Below are 17280 nucleotides of genomic sequence, written 5' to 3'. Positions count from 1 at the left end.
GTAAAAAAGGAATATAGTTTATTCTATTTAAACCGAAATTACTTAGAGGTTTTAAAGTTGAAACTAGGACAAGCATTTTAAATTATAAATACGAAATATGAAAAGAGTATTAGTACTTGCACTACTGTTGACACAGGTAAAAGTGGGTGTATCACAGGGCATTTCAGTGAGTTCAAAAGAAAAAGGGGAACAGTTCGAGCACTTCTGGAGCAAAAGTGTTGGGGCCGGGCGTGCCAACGAAGGGTTACGCGCCGGATGGTTGGAGCAATTGGAAAAAGTCCAACAAAACTGTGGGTTTGAATATGTGCGTTTTCATGGCATCTTCCATGACGATATGTTCCCGGTTTTTGAAAAAAACGGCACATACACCTACAATTGGCAATACATCGATGATCTATTCGATAGAATGCTCGATTTAAATGTACGGCCATTTGTGGAACTGGCATTTTTTCCAAAACCATTGGCTGCCGAAAACAGCAAGACCCAGTTTTGGTGGAAAGCGAATATTACCCCGGACGAATCCAAATTCGATGAATGGCACAATTTGGTAAAGGCCTTTACACAACACTGTGTAGACCGATACGGTATTGATGAGGTGCTTACATGGTATTTTGAGGTTTGGAACGAACCGAATCTGCATTATGGATTTTTCGATGGCACCAAGTCGCAATATTTTGAACTGTACAAACAATCGGTATTGGCCGTACGCGTTGTAGATAAGCGTTTAAAGGTAGGAGGTCCTTCCAGCAGTAACTTCGTGGCAGATGGAAGGTACGATGGTGAAGTGGAAAGTAGGGATGGGGATTTGATCACGTTTACAGCGGATAATATCAACGATTTGCAATGGAAAGGCTCTTGGATAGAAGACTTTTTGAAGTATTGTGAAAAAGAGAAATTGCCGGTGGATTTTGTATCGACACATCCGTATCCAACCGATTATCCTTTCAATCCTACCACAGGAAAAGGAAAGGACTTTTCACGCTACGTGAATTCTACAAAGGATGATATGGAATGGCTAAACAAAGTGATTGAAAATAGTGCCTATCCAAATGCCGAAATTCATTTAACCGAATGGAATACGAGTCCGAACAGTCGCGATGCCATGCACGATTTTTTACCACCTGCAGCATATATTGCCAAAGTGAATTTAGACTGTATTGGATTGGCAAACTCTTTGGCCTTTTGGACGTTTACTGATATTTTTGAGGAAAAAGGAGGCGGAGAAAGCATCTTTCACGGTGGTTTTGGTATGATCAACTACCAAGGATTGGTAAAGCCATCGTATCATGCTTACCGAATGCTGCACCAGTTAGGTGATGAAAAGTTGTTTAAGAACGATTATGTATTCGTGAGCCGTAAATCAGGTGATGGTAAAGTCGTGGCTTTGGCCTATAATTATCCGGAAGACCAATACAATGCAGTACCTTCAAGTATTAAAAAGATAGATAAATTCGAGAAAGGTTCAACACGCCGGTTAACCATGCAACTGACCGATTTAAAACCAGGTACCCAATTTAAGTTGGAAACCTTGGATAAAGATCACGGTAACATTTACGATTACTGGGAAAAAATGGGAAAACCTGAACCCCCGACACGTGAACAGATCAAAGTGATGAAGCAATACGCTGAAAATTTAAAGACCGAAATACTTACTGCCGATGAAAAAGGATTGTTGAAAATAGATAGGGTGCTTTCTCCTTGGAGTTTGGTTTTGATTGAACAGGTCAATTAAGTTGACGGCACCACAACCTGTAATCGCATCAGGTCGAACAGACCGATGATTTTTTTTTGAACCTTGATGGTTATTAAGTCATCAAGGTTCTTTTTGTTATAGGACTTCCTTTACATGACTTTATAGTTATCGAACTTGAACCATAGTTTATATTTTAATTTAAGGATGACGTTTAATTTTAGGGCTAAGAAGTTTTTATAAAGCCAAACAATTAAAATGATAAGCATCAGGGTTCAGAATCTGTCCTTTGTATTTATGTTTATTCTCACAGCCTGCAACGGTGGGAAAGGTGATAAAACACAAATAGGGGAAAGGGTGAGAAAGAATGTACTGCTTATCTGTATCGATGATCTACGCCCTGAATTGAATTCCTTTGGTGCTTCTTATGTGAAGTCCCCCAATATAGATCATTTGGCATCCATAGGACGTCCTTTTTCCCGTCATTATGTAAGTGCACCTAGTTGTGGGCCTTCCCGTTATACCATGCTTACAGGGCAATATGGGGTGCAATATAGGCAGCATTCCAACCAGGCCTTATTTTCCCGTGCAATGGATATGGCCAAGAACCCATATCAAGTCATGCCCAGTATGCCCGAATGGTTTCGTAAAAATGGGTATACCACGGTATCGGTAGGCAAGGTATCCCATCATCCAGGAGGGCGTGGGGGAGTCGACTGGGACAATGATACCCTACCTGAAATGCCCAACGCTTGGGATAGGCATTTAATGCCGGTTGGTGCATGGGAAACACCCCGGGGTGCAATGCATGGTCTATCGTATGGAAAAGTAAGGAAGTCCGGTCAACGGGATGTCTTGGAGACGGTGGACGATAAGGACACAAGTTATCCAGATGGCCTTATTGCCGAGGAAGGACTAAAACAACTCGAAGAATTGGCGTCAGGAAGGGAACCCTTCTTTTTGGCCATCGGCCTTATTAAACCCCATTTGCCGTTTGGGGTTCCAAAAAAGTACCTGGAGCGCTATGATGGAGTTACCATTCCTTTACCGTTGCACCCTGAAAAACCCAAAGGGAAAACAACTTGGCATGGTTCCAACGAATTTATGGCTTATGATCGTTGGGGTAAAGATCCAAGGGAAGATAAGGAGTTTGCTTTGGAACTGAAGAAGTACTATGCCGCATGTGTAAGTTATGCGGACAAACATGTTGGGGATATTCTAAAAAAATTAAAAGAAACCGGTGCCGATAAAAATACCGTAGTCGTTTTATGGGGGGATCATGGATGGCATTTGGGCGAACATGCTATTTGGGGCAAACACAGTCTGTTCGAAGAATCGCTTCGTTCACCGCTTATCGTTTATGATCCCCAAATGGGAAATCCCGGAAAACAAAGTGATGCAATCGTGGAATCTTTGGATATTTTCCCGACGTTGTGCGATTTGACCGAACTCCCTAAACCCGACGATATACATGGCAGTTCACTTGTATCGAACATTCAAAATCCACAATCGAAAGGACATTCGGCAGTGGCTTATACTTCAGAAGCAACGACCCTAAGAACGGATAACTATCGTTTTATACAACATAGTAGTGGGGAAGTTGAACTCTATGATCATCGAGAGGACCCATCCGAAATCCAGAATATCGCCGCTGAGAACCCAGAGTTGGTCAGCAAACTTAACGACCAATTGGAGGCGAAGTTGGACAGGGCCTATGATAGGAAACCATAAAAAGAAAATGAAATGAAAAAATTTGGAATAGGTATAGTATTCTCATTCATGGTAGGCTGGGTATTTTCCCAGGAACGACCGAATGTGATTTTTGTAATGCCCGACGATATAAGTCATAAAGCGTTTTCATATTACAATCCCAATGGACCTCAAACTCCGAATATCGACACTTTTGCGAAAGAATCGGTCCGATTGACCGATTTTCATGTTTCCCCAAGTTGTTCCCCAACGCGGGCTGCACTTTTAACAGGGCGACCCAGTGATGTGGTGGGGGTATGGCATACTATCAATGGCCGAAACATGATGCGTGCCGATGAAATAACCATGGCCGATATTTTTAAAGCCAATGGCTATGCTACCGGATTGTTCTTTAAATGGCATTTAGGGGATAATTACCCTTTTCGACCTAAAGACAGGGGTTTTGAATATGTAGCTTGGATTAAGGGAGGAGGTACCGGGCAACAGCCCGATTATTGGGGAAACACCAATAATGCCGCTCATATATGGGTGAATGATACTCTGGTGGAAATGACCGATGAGGATGATGGGATCAAAGGGGCCTTTACGACAAATTTTTTTATGAATCGTGCCATGGATTTCATGGATGAATACATCAAGCGGGAAAAACCCTTTTTTGCCTATATTCCATTGGGTACGGCACACGCACCCCACGTAATGCCACCGGATGCGCGTGACGGGGTAAGTGCCAAAACGGGAACGATCGAAAATATTGACAAGAACTTCGGGCGGTTACTCCAATTCCTGGACGATCGTGGAATTGCGGATAATACCCTACTTGTTTTTACTACGGATAATGGTGGGGGCACCTACCTTCGTGGCGGTAAGGGTTCCAATTATGACGGGGGTACAAGGGTGCCCTGCTTTATTCGGTGGGCCGATGGAGGGCTTGGAGGTGATGGTAAAGGAAGGGAAATAATACCACTTACAGCGCATATAGACTGGCTTCCAACCTTTATGGATGTCCTAGGTTTCAACGACGTCCCTGATCGGCCCGAAAAGCTGAAAATCCGAGGACGAAGTTTCAAGCCTTTTTTGGATGATGATCCCTCGAACGATCCGGAAGATTACAAGAATAGGACGGTTACCATTAATGACATGTGGACGGAATTTCCGGAAAAGTATAAAAAACTTTCCGTAAAAAAGGATATTTGGAAAGGTGATGCAATAACCCATAAATGGCGCTTAATTAGAAATAGTGCGGATGCTGACTGGGAGCTTTATGATGTATTGGTCGATGAAAAACAGCTGAAGGACGTAATCCATAATCCAGAAAACAAGGACATTATTTCGGATTTAAAAGGAGCATATGAAAAATGGTGGCAACTTGTTGATGAACGATCCAATGAATATACACGCATTGGGATCGGCCACCCCGAAGAGCCAATAACGGTCCTTCATGCCCATGACTTTCATGGTACCGTAATTTGGCATCAGGACGACGTTAAAAAAGGAGCTACAGGAAGTGGATTTATCGCTGTGGAATTTGATAAACCAGGTACCTATACTTTCGATCTTCGACGTTGGCCCAAAGAAATCGAAGCTGAAACGACATTGACTTCATCTGGGTCGGGTAAAGCCTTGGAAATTGCAAGTGCACGTATTAAAATATGGAATGGTGATAAGGTCTATGTCGATAAAACAAAGAACGTAGCACCTAATGCCGATGGTGTTCGGTTTACGGTTAAGGAGCTACCAAAAGGCCCAGCATTTGTTCAAACTTGGTTTTACAATGCAGCCGGAAAGTTAGAGGGAGCTGTGTATTATAACTATGTACATCTTGAATAACCCCCTTTCCTTTAACTTTTCAAGGTCATGCATTTCCTTTGTACTGTGGGTTATGTGCATAATTTATAAGGAAAGGGCAATGTGTTATACAGGAATGGCCAAAAAGACTTTACTTTTAAAACACATTAAGTAATAACGGAATGAAAACCAATTTAATTATAAAAATGAAGAAGTACTTACATCGGAAAACAGGCATTGTATATGCCCTTATAGTGCCATTTTGCGTCCTGTTTTTTGTGTCATGTAGCACTGTTAAAGAGCAAAAGGAAAAACCCAATGTGATTCTTATTATGGTCGATGACCAAGGGTATGGGGATATCGCCAGTCTGGGGAATCCATATATAAAAACACCGAATATCGATGGTCTGCATGCACAAAGTGCCCGCTTTACCGATTATCATGTAAGTCCTACATGTGCACCGACAAGAGCCGCGATTCTTACGGGGCATCATTCGAATAGGGCAGGGGTTTGGCATACCGTGAATGGGCGTTCCCTAATTTTAGAGCGGGAAACCACCATGGCACAGGTTTTTAAGGAAAATGGGTACAGTACCGGGATTTTTGGAAAATGGCATTTAGGGGATAATTACCCATTCCGACCCCAAGACAAAGGTTTTGACGAAGTATTGGTCCACGGTGGGGGCGGAGAGGAACAAACCATGGATTATTGGGACAATGACTATTTTGATGATACCTATATGCACAATGGCAAACTGGAGCAATACGAAGGGTTTTGTACAGATGTGTGGTTCGAAAATGCCAAAAACTATATAGCAGAAAACAAGAACAAGCCTTTCTTTTGTTATTTGTCTACCAATGCGGCACATTCCCCTTATTTTGTTGCCGATAAATATTCGGATCCTTATAAAGACAACGAAAATATTCCAAATGCGGCCTTTTATGGGTTGATCGCCAATGTCGATGAGAATATCGGAAAGCTGGTGGATTATTTGGAGTCCATAAAATTGATGGATAATACCATAATCATCTTCACCACCGACAATGGTACGGCTGCAGGGGCGAAAATCGAAAAAGGAGGTGATCGGTTGGATGGCTTTATTGCCAAAGGATACAATTCGGGAATGCGTGGCATAAAAGCCAGTATGTACGAAGGAGGACACCGTGTACCGTTGTTCATTCATTGGAAAAATGGGGGAATCACAACAGGGAAAGACATCAATGAGTTAACTGCCCACTACGATGTGTTTCCGACCTTGGTTGAACTTTGTGGTTTAAATGTAAAAGAAGATTTAAAGTTCGATGGAAAAAGTTTGGTCCCTTTGATCAATGGCAACACTGAAGAATTTGAGGACAGGATTGTGATTACCAATTCACAGCGTATAGAAAATCCGGAACCATGGCGAAGAACTGCCTTAATGCAAAAGAATTGGCGGGTAATCAATGGAACCGAACTGTATGATCTGAAAACCGATCCGGAGCAACGGGTGGATATCGCAGAACAACATCCCGAAAAAATGGCAGGGTTTAAAAAGGCCTATGATGCTTGGTGGGAGGAAATTTCACCGAGTTATAAAGATCAACCTTATATTATTATCGGGCACGAGGCAGAAAACCCGGTAAATTTATATTGTCACGATTGGCATACCGATAAGGTGAGCCCATGGCATCAAAGGCATATCAGAACGGGTTATGTCGATAACGGCTACTGGTTGGTGAGAGTGGAAGAAAGCGGAACCTATACATTTAAGCTACGTCGTTGGCCAGAGGAAATACATCTTCCAATGAATGCAGAAGCCCCTGTACGCCCTGCAAAACCCGGAACAAGCGTAACGGAAAGCAAGAAGAGTAAATCCTTGACGGTCCGGGAAGCAAAACTGGTTATACAGGATTACGAGTCCGCCAAAGAAGTGGACCCCAGTGCTGAGTACGTCGAATTCACTGTTGATTTAAAAAAAGGGGAAACAAAACTTATAACAGAGTTTACCTTGGATGACGGAGTTAATATCGGTGCGTATTATGTGAATGTGGAAAAACAGTAAGAAGACCTTAATTAAATGGATCCTTCAAGGAAGTCACAAAGGATAGCAAAAGATCAAAAGTAAAAACAAGTATTCAAAACCTTAATTAATGAAGCGCCAACTTATTTTTTGTTTAAGTGTATTACTTGTTGTTTTTCAATCTTGTGCCGATAAGACTATATCTGCAAATGAAATAGCTTTTTATGTGTCCCCAGTGGGGAATGATACCCAAAATGGAACAAGTGTTGAAAGCGCATTCGCTACTTTGGAAAAAGCGCGTAATGCGATAAGGGAAATCAAGAGGGGAAGTACTTTGGAAAAACCAGTTACGGTGTACCTTCAAGGAGGTACATACCAGCTTTCTGAACCTTTCGTTCTGACCCCTGAAGATTCAGGAACCGAAGAATTTCCAATTACTTACAGCGCTTATGAAAATGAAAAGCCAATAATCAGTGGAGGTTTAAAGGTTAGTGAGTGGGCTAAAGCCGAACTTAACGGTCGTACAGTGCTGGTTTCGGATTTATCCAAGATCAAAAAGTATGTCCCGTTTGAACAGTTATGGGTAAATGACCATCGTGCCGTTCAGGCAAGAACACCTAATAGTGGTTATTTGAAAGTACCCACTACCCAGGGAGAGGACACTAAGGATGTGAAACGAAGCAGTACCTATGATTTTTCATACGATCAGTCGGATGAACATTATTTGGAGGATGTTGATGACGGAGTTGCCGTCGTATTCAATAAATGGTTGGAGTATCATATGCCTATTGACAGGATTGATCGACAAAACAAAAAGATCATCTCAACAAAAAAGGGAGGCAGGGCAATTGAAGCGGATGATGATTACTATCTAGAGGGAGGCCGTATTATGCTCGATAATCCAGGGGAGTGGTATCTTGATAGACGTGAACAAAAACTTTATTATTTTCCGTTGGAAGGAGAGACCGATATTGTTGCCACCATTCCATCGCTGATAAATGTCCTTCGGTTGCAAGGTGATGCTGCTGCGGATCAGTTGGTTGAACATGTTCAGTTCAAGGGTTTGACATTTAGCCATACCACTTGGGTGTTACCCAGGGATGCTGAAGAATCCGGATATGGTCAGGCCGACATTGGAATGGAGGGTGCGTTATTCTTGACGGGTGCCAAAAATTGCCTTTTTGAGGGATGTGAAATTACCGCTATTGGTAATTACGGACTTGAAATGTCCCTAGGATGCTCAAATAACCGGGTTGTGCGATGTAACATTCATGATTTGGGTGCTGGCGGATTTTTGATTGGCCCTAAAATACGACCGAAAGGAAAGGTCGCAGCAGAGGAAATTGGTACTGAGTTACCTCCCGTACTGGAAAAACCGACTGATGCAACCCATACTAATGAAATAGCGGATTGCCGAATTTATGACGGTGGCCGTTATTTTCATTGTGCAGTGGGTATTTGGATTGGACAAAGTCCGGATAACCATATCCATCATAATGAAATCTACAATTTCTATTATTCGGGAATATCCACGGGATGGACATGGGGGTACGGTCCGGCACTTGCCACGGGCAATATTTTTGAATACAATAAGATTCATCATATCGGTAAATTGACGAATGGCGATGGGTCCGTTCTTAGTGATTTAGGGGGTATTTATACCTTGGGAAATCAAACAGGGACAATCATTCGATTTAACGAATTCCATGATATCTGGGCTGGAAAATATGGAGGCTGGGCGATATATTGCGATGAAGGAACCACAAATATATTGATTGAAAACAATCTTGCGTATCGTTGTCGCCATGCCTGTTTTAATCAGCATTATGGGAAAGACAACCTTATTAGAAATAACATTTTTGCTTTTGCCGATACTAGTGTGATTATGATGGCAAAAATCCAACCACATACTGCTTATATATTAAAAAACAACATTTTGCTTAGTGATGGCACGCCAATTTATGCAGGGGGGTATGATTATAAGGTAGAGCAGAAAAATGCCTTCGTTGCCGATAGCAACTTGGTTTGGTCGACCGCTGGTAAGGTATTGGGGGCACAGAATCGTTTTCCAAGCCGAGTTTACGAACCTAACGAAGCTGTTATGGGTTGGGAGGAGTGGAAAGCACTTGGAAATGATCAACATTCGATTATCGCAGATCCGGGATTTAAAGACCCTTCCAATGGGGATTTTACCCTGCCTGATGATAGTCCGGCATTGAAAATAGGCTTTAAGCCAATTCCGTTGGGCCAAGCAGGACCAAGGTGATTTTATATACAGTTCACTTTAACAGCTAAGGAACAATTTGTTGCCTATTTATTTAGAATTAAATATAAATTAATGAAAACATTATCATCAATTATCAAAGTATTATTTCTTGTGTTCTCTTTTATAGTACAGGCAAAGGAATACCACGTTTCAAAAAAAGGCAATGATTTTAATGATGGAAGTATCGAAGCACCCTTTAAAACCATATCCAAAGCGGCAAAAATAGCGCAACCTGGAGACATCATTACCGTACACGAAGGGGTGTATAGGGAATGGGTGGATCCGGCTTATGGCGGAATGAACGATAGAAACAGGGTAATATATCGCGCCGCCGAAAATGAAGAGGTTTGGATCAAGGGTTCCGAAGTGATCGATACGTGGAAAAAGCACAAGGGAACGGTATGGAAAGCCGTTTTGGACAATGCGCTTTTTGGGGACTTTAATCCGTATCAGGAAATCCTTTATGGTGACTGGATAACGAAAACCTATGGTCGGGACCACCACTTGGGAGAGGTGTATGTAAATGGCAAGGCCTTATATGAGATTGACAGTTTGGCGAAAGTGTTTATTGAAAATCCATTGGAAAGGGCAGTCGATGTAGAAGGTTCCAAATACAAATGGTATTGTGAAAGCAATCAAAAGACGACGACCATATATGCTAATTTCAACGGAATGAATCCGAATAAGGAATTGGTTGAAATAAATGTGCGGCCTACCGTGTTTTGGCCCAAGAAAACAGGAATAAATTACATTACGGTCCGCGGTTTTAAAATGTGCCATGCCGCAACGCAATGGGCACCGCCCACTGCGGAACAGATAGGTTTGATCGGTCCAAATTGGAGCAAAGGTTGGATCATTGAAGACAATTTGATTTCCGATTCCAAATGTTCTGGTATCGTATTGGGTAAAGAGCGGGCTTCAGGCCATAACTTATGGTCTCGTGACCGTAAAAAGCATGGTACCCAAAGGGAAAGGGAAGTAGTGTTCAAAGCATTGCAACTGGGTTGGTCCAAGGAGAATATTGGTTCCCATATCGTTCGGAACAACACTATCAGGGACTGTGAGCAAGGTGGTATTATAGGCCATTTGGGAAATGTGTTCAGTGAAATAAGCAATAATCACATTTATAACATTAATGTAAAGAAACAGTTTACCGGTTGGGAAATAGGGGGCATCAAACTGCATGCGGCCATCGATGTCCTTATTGCAAATAATTGCATACACGATAACCATAGGGGAATTTGGCTCGATTGGCAGGCGCAAGGGGCAAGGGTAACCGGCAATCTTTTGTTCAACAATGAAGATCAAGATTTGTTCTTGGAGGTAAACCACGGACCAATGATTGTCGACAACAACATATTATTGTCCGAAAGAGGGATACTCAATGCATCGCAGGGAAGCGCATTCGTAAATAATCTAATAGCAGGAAATGTACAAATGCGGGCGGCCAGTAATCGATTTACACATTACCATTTCCCACATTCCACCCAAGTGTTGGGGATGATGACGATCATACAGGGTGATGACCGTTTTTACAATAATATTTTTGCCGCAAATAACGAAGCATTGGCGAACGAACAATTTTATGGGCTGAATGCCTACAATGATTTTCCACCGGCAACCTACGAATGGAAATCCCCCGGTGGTATGAATGCGTATACAAAACAGAAATTCCCGGTTTTCATTGATGCTAACCTGTATTTGAATAAAGCGCTGCCTTCGGTTATTGAAACCAATTTTGTTGAGAACCGGACACTTGATCCCGAAATAAGCCTATCCCAAGAAGACGATGGGTACTACCTAAATATCAAGGTTGATGGGAGTTTTGGAAAAGTGAAGACCCAAATGGTCAATACGGCATTGTTGGGAGCTGCTTTTCAAACGGAAACCCCGTTCGAAAATCCGGATGGTTCACCGGTTACCATTGACAATGACTATTTTGGGGATATCAGAAAATCGAATACCCCAATGGTCGGACCGCTAGAAAACCTTAAAGTTGGAGAAAACAAAATAAAGGTTTGGGGAATAAATATGTAAATGATCTTCAACGTGTACTTGAGAAGATAGTACACGTAAAGGCTAAAAGACCAATTGAAGTTGTTCAAATTACTAACACCAAAATCCACTTAAATTGAAAAAGAACCAAGGCTTATTTATCATTTTGCTAATAATCTTGCTGGCTTTCAGTAGTTGTAAAAACAAGGAAAAGGTCATTGAAGAACCTAAACGGCCGAATTTTCTTTTTGTGCTCGTAGATGATCAGTCGCCATTCGATTTACAGACCTATGACCCCAATTCCATTTTAGAGACTCCCAATATCAGTAAACTGTCGGAAGAGGGGATGGTCTTTGATCAAGCAAGACATATGGGGTCCATGAATGGGGCCGTTTGTACCCCTTCACGCCATATGATCATGACGGGGCGTACGCTTTGGCATTTGCCTCCAAGTGCGGAATTTCAAAAACAGACCGATCCACATGAATTGGATGATCAGACCATCGGAGCCGTATTCAATAGGGCCGGATATAAGACCATGCGCACCTGTAAAAAGGGAAATTCCTATCCGGGGGCGAACAAACAGTTTACGGTGGTACATGATGCCACCAAGCGTGGCGGTACAGCGGAAAGTGGCAGTGCATGGCATGCCGAACAAGTACTCGATTATCTTCAGGATAGGGATTCCATCAAAGAAAAAGATCCTTTCTTTATTTATTTTGGCTTTTCACATCCCCATGATACGAGAAACGGCACACCGGAATTGCTAGCCAAATATGGGGCGGTAAACCATAAAGACCCAAACAGTCTACCTCCAGCTAATGATAAGCAACCGCAGTTACAACCCAATCACCTCGAAAAACAACCATTTTTTCATGGACATCCCGATCTTCGGGATGAAGAACGGGTTAGTGGGGTCTGGAAAAACAGGGATGAACGTACCATAAGAAACGAATTGGGTAGGGAATATGCCTGTTCCGAAAATATCGATAATCAATTAGGGAAAGTCCTGAAGAAATTGGAGGCCATGGGCGAGCTTGACAATACCTATATCATTTATACCTCCGACCATGGTATTGCCATCGGCAGGCATGGTTTTCAAGGGAAGCAAAACCTTTATGAGCATACTTGGCGCGTACCTTTCATAATAAAAGGCCCGGGAATAGAAGCGGGAAAAAGGGCGAAAGGGAATATATACCTTTTGGATATTTTACCTACTTTATGCGATTTGGCAGGAATTGAAGCTCCAAAAACAGTGGAAGGTAAAAGTTTTGTACCTGTCTTAAAAGGCGAAAAAGAAGCGGTAAGGGATGTGATGTACGGGGTTTACGCTGGTGGCACCAAACCGGGCATGCGTGCGGTGAAAAAAGGGGATTGGAAACTCATAAAGTATGATGTCATGGATGGGGCGGTTAGGGAAACCCAACTGTTTAATTTAGCCGAAAACCCAAATGAATTTTTACCCGAACACCACAAAACTGGGGAAATGCAAACCGATTTGGCTGAAAATCCCAAATACGCCGATAAATTGGCGGAAATGGAAGCTTTGCTGCTTGAGCAAATGCAGGAAAATGATGATCCCTATAGGTTGTGGAACCAAACGGAATAGGTTTCGTAACCATTGTAAAGAAGAAAGGTAAAGGCTAAACAGCAATTCTATTCGGTAATCTTAGAGCATTATTATGAAAAATCGCATTCAATCTACAATAACCCTGTTAGTACATAGCATATTTCTATTAGGTGTGTTTTTAATAGGCAGTCAATCAATGGTCTATAGCCAAACTGCCAAGGAGCAAGGGATTCTTGACACCTTTGGCCATAAAGAGGTCGTGGTCTACAAAACGGTGGATGGCATGGAATTGAACATGACCGTTTTCTACCCAGATCCAGACAAAATCCAGGAAAGAAATCCCTGGATGCTTCATGTCCATGGGGGTGGTTGGGCAGGTGGCAGTAAATACAATATATTGAAAAAGCCATTTTTGGGAACTTTACGATCCCTTCTTGATAATGGGGTGATATGCTTCACTATAGAATACCGCTTAGCCCGTGGCTCTTCAACGGCTTATGATGCCGTCGTCGATGCTAAGGATGCCGCTCGGTTTCTCTTGAAAAATGCTGAAAAATATAAATTGGATATGGAACGGTATGGCATTTGGGGTGGCTCTGCAGGGGGGCATCTTAGCTTGGTGACCGCTTTAGGGAACGATGTTGATTTCCAAGGCGATCCACTATTAAAGGGCGTTTCTCCCAAATTTAAATGTGTGGCCTCGTATTTTCCGTTTACCTCATGTGTGAATCCCGACATTCGACCCGGATCCATTTTTGAGGACGGGAAGCTTTTTGTTCGACTTTTAGGGGCACCGTTACATGAGCAACCGGAATTGGCGCGATTGCTTAGTCCAACCGAACTTTTAAAAGAAAGTAGTCCGCCTATTTTATTGCTTCATGGTGATCAGGATACAACGCTTCCGATAATCAACTCGATTTATATGAAAGATGTGGCAGCCGAAAAAAATGCGGATGTACAGTTATTGACGGTTAAAAATGCCGGGCATGTTTTTAAAGGACAGGACATCTCACCCTCCATGGAGGAAATTAACGATCATGCTGCTACGTTTATCCTTTCCCATTTAAAGGAAACGAATGTTCCATTGCAACCCCAAAACCGCAATGATCAAAAAGAAGGTTCAATGTCGAAGAACGCTTATTGGAATAATGATACGCCCTTGGTTCCCTTTCGTCTACCTCCGGCACCCATAGGTTATCAGCCAACGTATATCGATTTGGATCAAGATGGTGATCCCGATATCCTCCGTACTATCACCATTCATAACACACCGGTTCAGTGGATTGATGACGACGACGATTTAAAAGTTGGGGATATTGAAGGTGATACGGATAGCGATTGCGTTATGGTTGATGTAAATAAAGACGGTAAATACGGGGATTACGGTGATCTGGCCGTAGATTGGATCGATACCGATGGGGATGGAAAAGCCGACATGCAGGTTTTAGTGGAAAATTCGGAACGGGAAGTATCAAAGATGTCCGGACCCGGACAGCACTATATGTGGGTTTTGGATACCGATAACGACAATGTCTTTAATTATATCGATTGGAATACCTTTAAACTACGGGCTTGGTTGCATGAAGGAAGTTCTAATTTCATGGAGGACTATAATGGCCAAAGTACCTTCCTGAAAATACATGCATCCACATATTTCATGGATGATGTACGTCTAAATTGGGAAAACCCTTTCTTGTTTTTCGACCAAGATGACGATGGCCTGTCGGATATGGCCGTACGTGTTCTGGATAGATATAAAGGAGGCAGTGATAAACCCACCGGGGAAGGGCTGCATTTAACAGGTAACGCTGGCTTGGTCGCAGTTACGTACGACATGGATAATGACAATGCTCCCGGTAATGAATTTGATTTTGACATGTCCTTCCGTTTTACGGGCAAAGGGTTCAATTATATGGATCAGGTGCATGAATTTAAAAACAGTAGGGTTGTAGAGGCCGATTCGTTTTTTATTGATTCGCGCTGGAGAAAGATCACGGAATTATTATATCCGGATCATAACAACGTATTGGATTTGACCTATGATCGGGGCGAATGGGATGAGATCTATTTTGTATACGATGAAGACGACGATTGTGAGCGCTGGGAAAGGGTGGAATTTTACGACCCCCTTGATCCTTTTAAAACCGGACTGAATAACGGCGGTTTGGACAATAATCAGCAGGCCGATGCCATCGGTGATCGGGGCGAATGGGATTTGGATTATAGTGGGAATGCGAATTTATATATTTCAAAATTCGACGGACGGCTACATTTATATGGTGCCGAATGGGGATGCTGGCGTATTGACCAATTGGCTTATTCCTATCAAGGCTGGGGAGGTCTTTACAATGAGTACACCCCAAGATGGGAGCGTTTGCAAAAAGAATTCCATCCTTTTGGTACATTCAAATATGAGGATACCGACAACAATGGTTTTTTGGATAAAATCGAAATGGATATTGATGGGGATAAACGATTCGAAAGAACGATTTTACTCAAGGATCTGGGAATTGATGACCAATGTGAAATCATCAATACCTCAAAAATGGGTTATGGGGATTATAGGAAACTACACACGACAATGTCCAATGACATCTGGAAAAAGGCAGAAAAAGCCATCCGTGTGGCAGAGGCGTATGGATTGAATACTTCTTGGTACGCTTTGATGAAAAACCCGAAATCGGAAAATCAGAAATACCAATATGGATACTGGTTACAGTTCTACATCTATATGGATTTGATGCATAAAACCATGTCCGAAAATAAAAATTTGGATGTTGAGAAAATCAACAAAGCATACTTTGGTGGCAATTGGGACATGCTCATGGACTGATGGGCTATGATGAAGAAACAATACGGTCTCTCAAACCAGTAAAAGGAAAACAAAAGAGCAATGAGTCAATGCATATTTAAAATGGGGAAAAAACGGAATATTTTTGTAATTACAATGTTGTTTATTTCAGTTGCCGTACATGCTACAGAGATAAAGATCAACAGTATACAGGAGCTGGTTACCTATGCATCCAAAAGTGGGAATGAGGTTACAATGGCACCTGGGGTTTATCCCTTGACCGATTTTTTAACAATCGATTCCATGAGCGTTCGTAGTGAACGTAAATTGTATTCTTTTATCACATTCAGTGGGGATAATAATGTCTTTAATCTTGAGGGAGTAAAATTAGAGGTTGATAATTCATTGCGTGAAGCGCTAAATGCCCCACTTCACAATAGTGAGTTTTTAATAACCGGAAGCGATAATACTTTTCAGGGACTTACCATAAAATATATAGGTGAGGGTACAGCCCTGGGTGCCGCTTCTCTTGTTGTTGGCGGAAAAAATAATATACTCAAAAATATCACCCTTCATGTAAAGGGGTCATTCCCATATGGTTATGGGGATTACCTCGGTAAAGGGCGAAAAAGTATTATAAAACATAAAAAACACAGTGGACTTTTGGTTACGGGGTACAATACCAAATTATATGCCTGTAAGGTTTATATGCGTTCATTCGGTCATGCCTTTTTTATCCAAGGTGGTGATAATACCTATTTTGAAGACTGCTACGCAGAAGGAGAGATTAGATCGACCAATGAGATGCTTGCTGAGACTTCGGGTCCAGCTTTTGAAAACAATTTTGCATCCATTTATACAAGCTATACGGGGGAGAAAAAAATTCAGCCAGACTATATGAAGTCCTTGAATGAATGTGGATTTCGAACCTATAGTACGGGTAGGGTGACCGTGGTCAATTGTGTGGCAAAGAACATGAGGGTTGGCTTTGCCTTGGCAAAGGTGTCATTGATGAATTGTGAAGCGATTGCATGTGAACGTGGATACTATTTGAATAATGCGGTCACCAAAGACTGTAAAGGTGATGCGAAATACGGCCCGTTGATTTATCTTGTTGGGGACGAACCTTCAAAGATTGACTTAACCTTGATGCCAGGTGAATCAGAAATGAAAGTCCATGCTGTCGCAACCATTTGTGGAATCGGGCATGAAGTATCGATTAAAACCTCGGATACGGATAATCGTAAGAAAGCAATCCCGATCATGCTCGGTTATGGTATGCCAGGTTCAGGGGAAATTGCATCTCCAATTCCTCCAAAAGCTGCAGAAAACATAAAAATCAAGAATATGACATTTCTTCCTGTTCTTATTGGTGAAAAAGCCAATAATTGTGTTGTGACTACAAATGGAGTAATCGATAGTAACCAAGGAGAGAATATTAAAATAATAGAAATAGATTAATCAGGTTTATAT

The 17280-nt window shown here is 42.1% G+C and carries 9 protein-coding genes; all 9 read left to right on the top strand.

Going from position 1 to position 17280, the window contains the following annotated elements; translation table 11 throughout:
- The first annotated feature begins 97 nt into the window (after positions 1-97).
- The 9 genes from GJ691_RS14150 (at position 98) to GJ691_RS14110 (ending at position 17268) form a co-directional block, all read left to right on the top strand.
- Positions 98-1732, top strand: coding sequence for a GH39 family glycosyl hydrolase (locus tag GJ691_RS14150; protein ID WP_154368013.1), 1635 nt, complete (start codon positions 98-100; stop codon positions 1730-1732).
- Positions 1733-2047: 315 nt separating this feature from the next.
- Complete coding sequence (locus GJ691_RS14145; protein WP_218944451.1) at positions 2048-3421, top strand: sulfatase; 1374 nt, start codon at positions 2048-2050, stop codon at positions 3419-3421.
- Positions 3422-3433: 12 nt separating this feature from the next.
- Positions 3434-5227 carry a sulfatase-like hydrolase/transferase gene (locus GJ691_RS14140; RefSeq protein WP_154368009.1) on the top strand — a complete coding sequence of 598 codons (1794 nt, stop codon included), beginning with the start codon at positions 3434-3436 and terminating at the stop codon, positions 5225-5227.
- Between the two features lie 164 nt (positions 5228-5391).
- A complete protein-coding gene (locus GJ691_RS14135) occupies positions 5392-7227 on the top strand; it encodes an arylsulfatase (protein ID WP_179955128.1) in 1836 nt (611 codons plus the stop codon).
- An 88-nt stretch (positions 7228-7315) separates the two neighbouring features.
- Complete coding sequence (locus tag GJ691_RS14130) at positions 7316-9451, top strand: right-handed parallel beta-helix repeat-containing protein (RefSeq protein ID WP_154368005.1); 2136 nt, start codon at positions 7316-7318, stop codon at positions 9449-9451.
- Between the two features lie 72 nt (positions 9452-9523).
- On the top strand, positions 9524-11488 hold the full coding sequence (locus GJ691_RS14125; RefSeq protein ID WP_154368003.1) for a NosD domain-containing protein: 1965 nt from the start codon (positions 9524-9526) through the stop codon (positions 11486-11488).
- Between the two features lie 94 nt (positions 11489-11582).
- Positions 11583-13055, top strand: coding sequence for a sulfatase family protein (locus GJ691_RS14120; protein ID WP_154368001.1), 1473 nt, complete (start codon positions 11583-11585; stop codon positions 13053-13055).
- Between the two features lie 73 nt (positions 13056-13128).
- Positions 13129-15849 carry an alpha/beta hydrolase gene (locus GJ691_RS14115; protein WP_154367999.1) on the top strand — a complete coding sequence of 907 codons (2721 nt, stop codon included), beginning with the start codon at positions 13129-13131 and terminating at the stop codon, positions 15847-15849.
- Positions 15850-15909: 60 nt separating this feature from the next.
- A complete protein-coding gene (locus tag GJ691_RS14110) occupies positions 15910-17268 on the top strand; it encodes a right-handed parallel beta-helix repeat-containing protein (RefSeq protein ID WP_154367997.1) in 1359 nt (452 codons plus the stop codon).
- Positions 17269-17280: the final 12 nt, after the last annotated feature.

Origin of the sequence: Maribacter luteus (genome assembly GCF_009674825.1) — a bacterium.
In the GTDB taxonomy this organism is placed as follows: domain Bacteria; phylum Bacteroidota; class Bacteroidia; order Flavobacteriales; family Flavobacteriaceae; genus Maribacter_A; species Maribacter_A luteus.
Note: the sequence above shows the minus strand (reverse complement) of the source record. Positions and strands in the feature narration are given on the sequence as shown.

Bases quoted from the DNA above. Each gene is read 5' to 3' on its own strand.
- GJ691_RS14125 (WP_154368003.1), top strand. From the start codon at position 9,524: ATGAAAACATTATCATCAATTATCAAAGTATTATTTCTTGTGTTCTCT.
- GJ691_RS14135 (WP_179955128.1), top strand. From the start codon at position 5,392: ATGAAGAAGTACTTACATCGGAAAACAGGCATTGTATATGCCCTTATA.
- GJ691_RS14140 (WP_154368009.1), top strand. From the start codon at position 3,434: ATGAAAAAATTTGGAATAGGTATAGTATTCTCATTCATGGTAGGCTGG.
- GJ691_RS14115 (WP_154367999.1), top strand. From the start codon at position 13,129: ATGAAAAATCGCATTCAATCTACAATAACCCTGTTAGTACATAGCATA.
- GJ691_RS14150 (WP_154368013.1), top strand. From the start codon at position 98: ATGAAAAGAGTATTAGTACTTGCACTACTGTTGACACAGGTAAAAGTG.
- GJ691_RS14110 (WP_154367997.1), top strand. From the start codon at position 15,910: ATGAGTCAATGCATATTTAAAATGGGGAAAAAACGGAATATTTTTGTA.
- GJ691_RS14130 (WP_154368005.1), top strand. From the start codon at position 7,316: ATGAAGCGCCAACTTATTTTTTGTTTAAGTGTATTACTTGTTGTTTTT.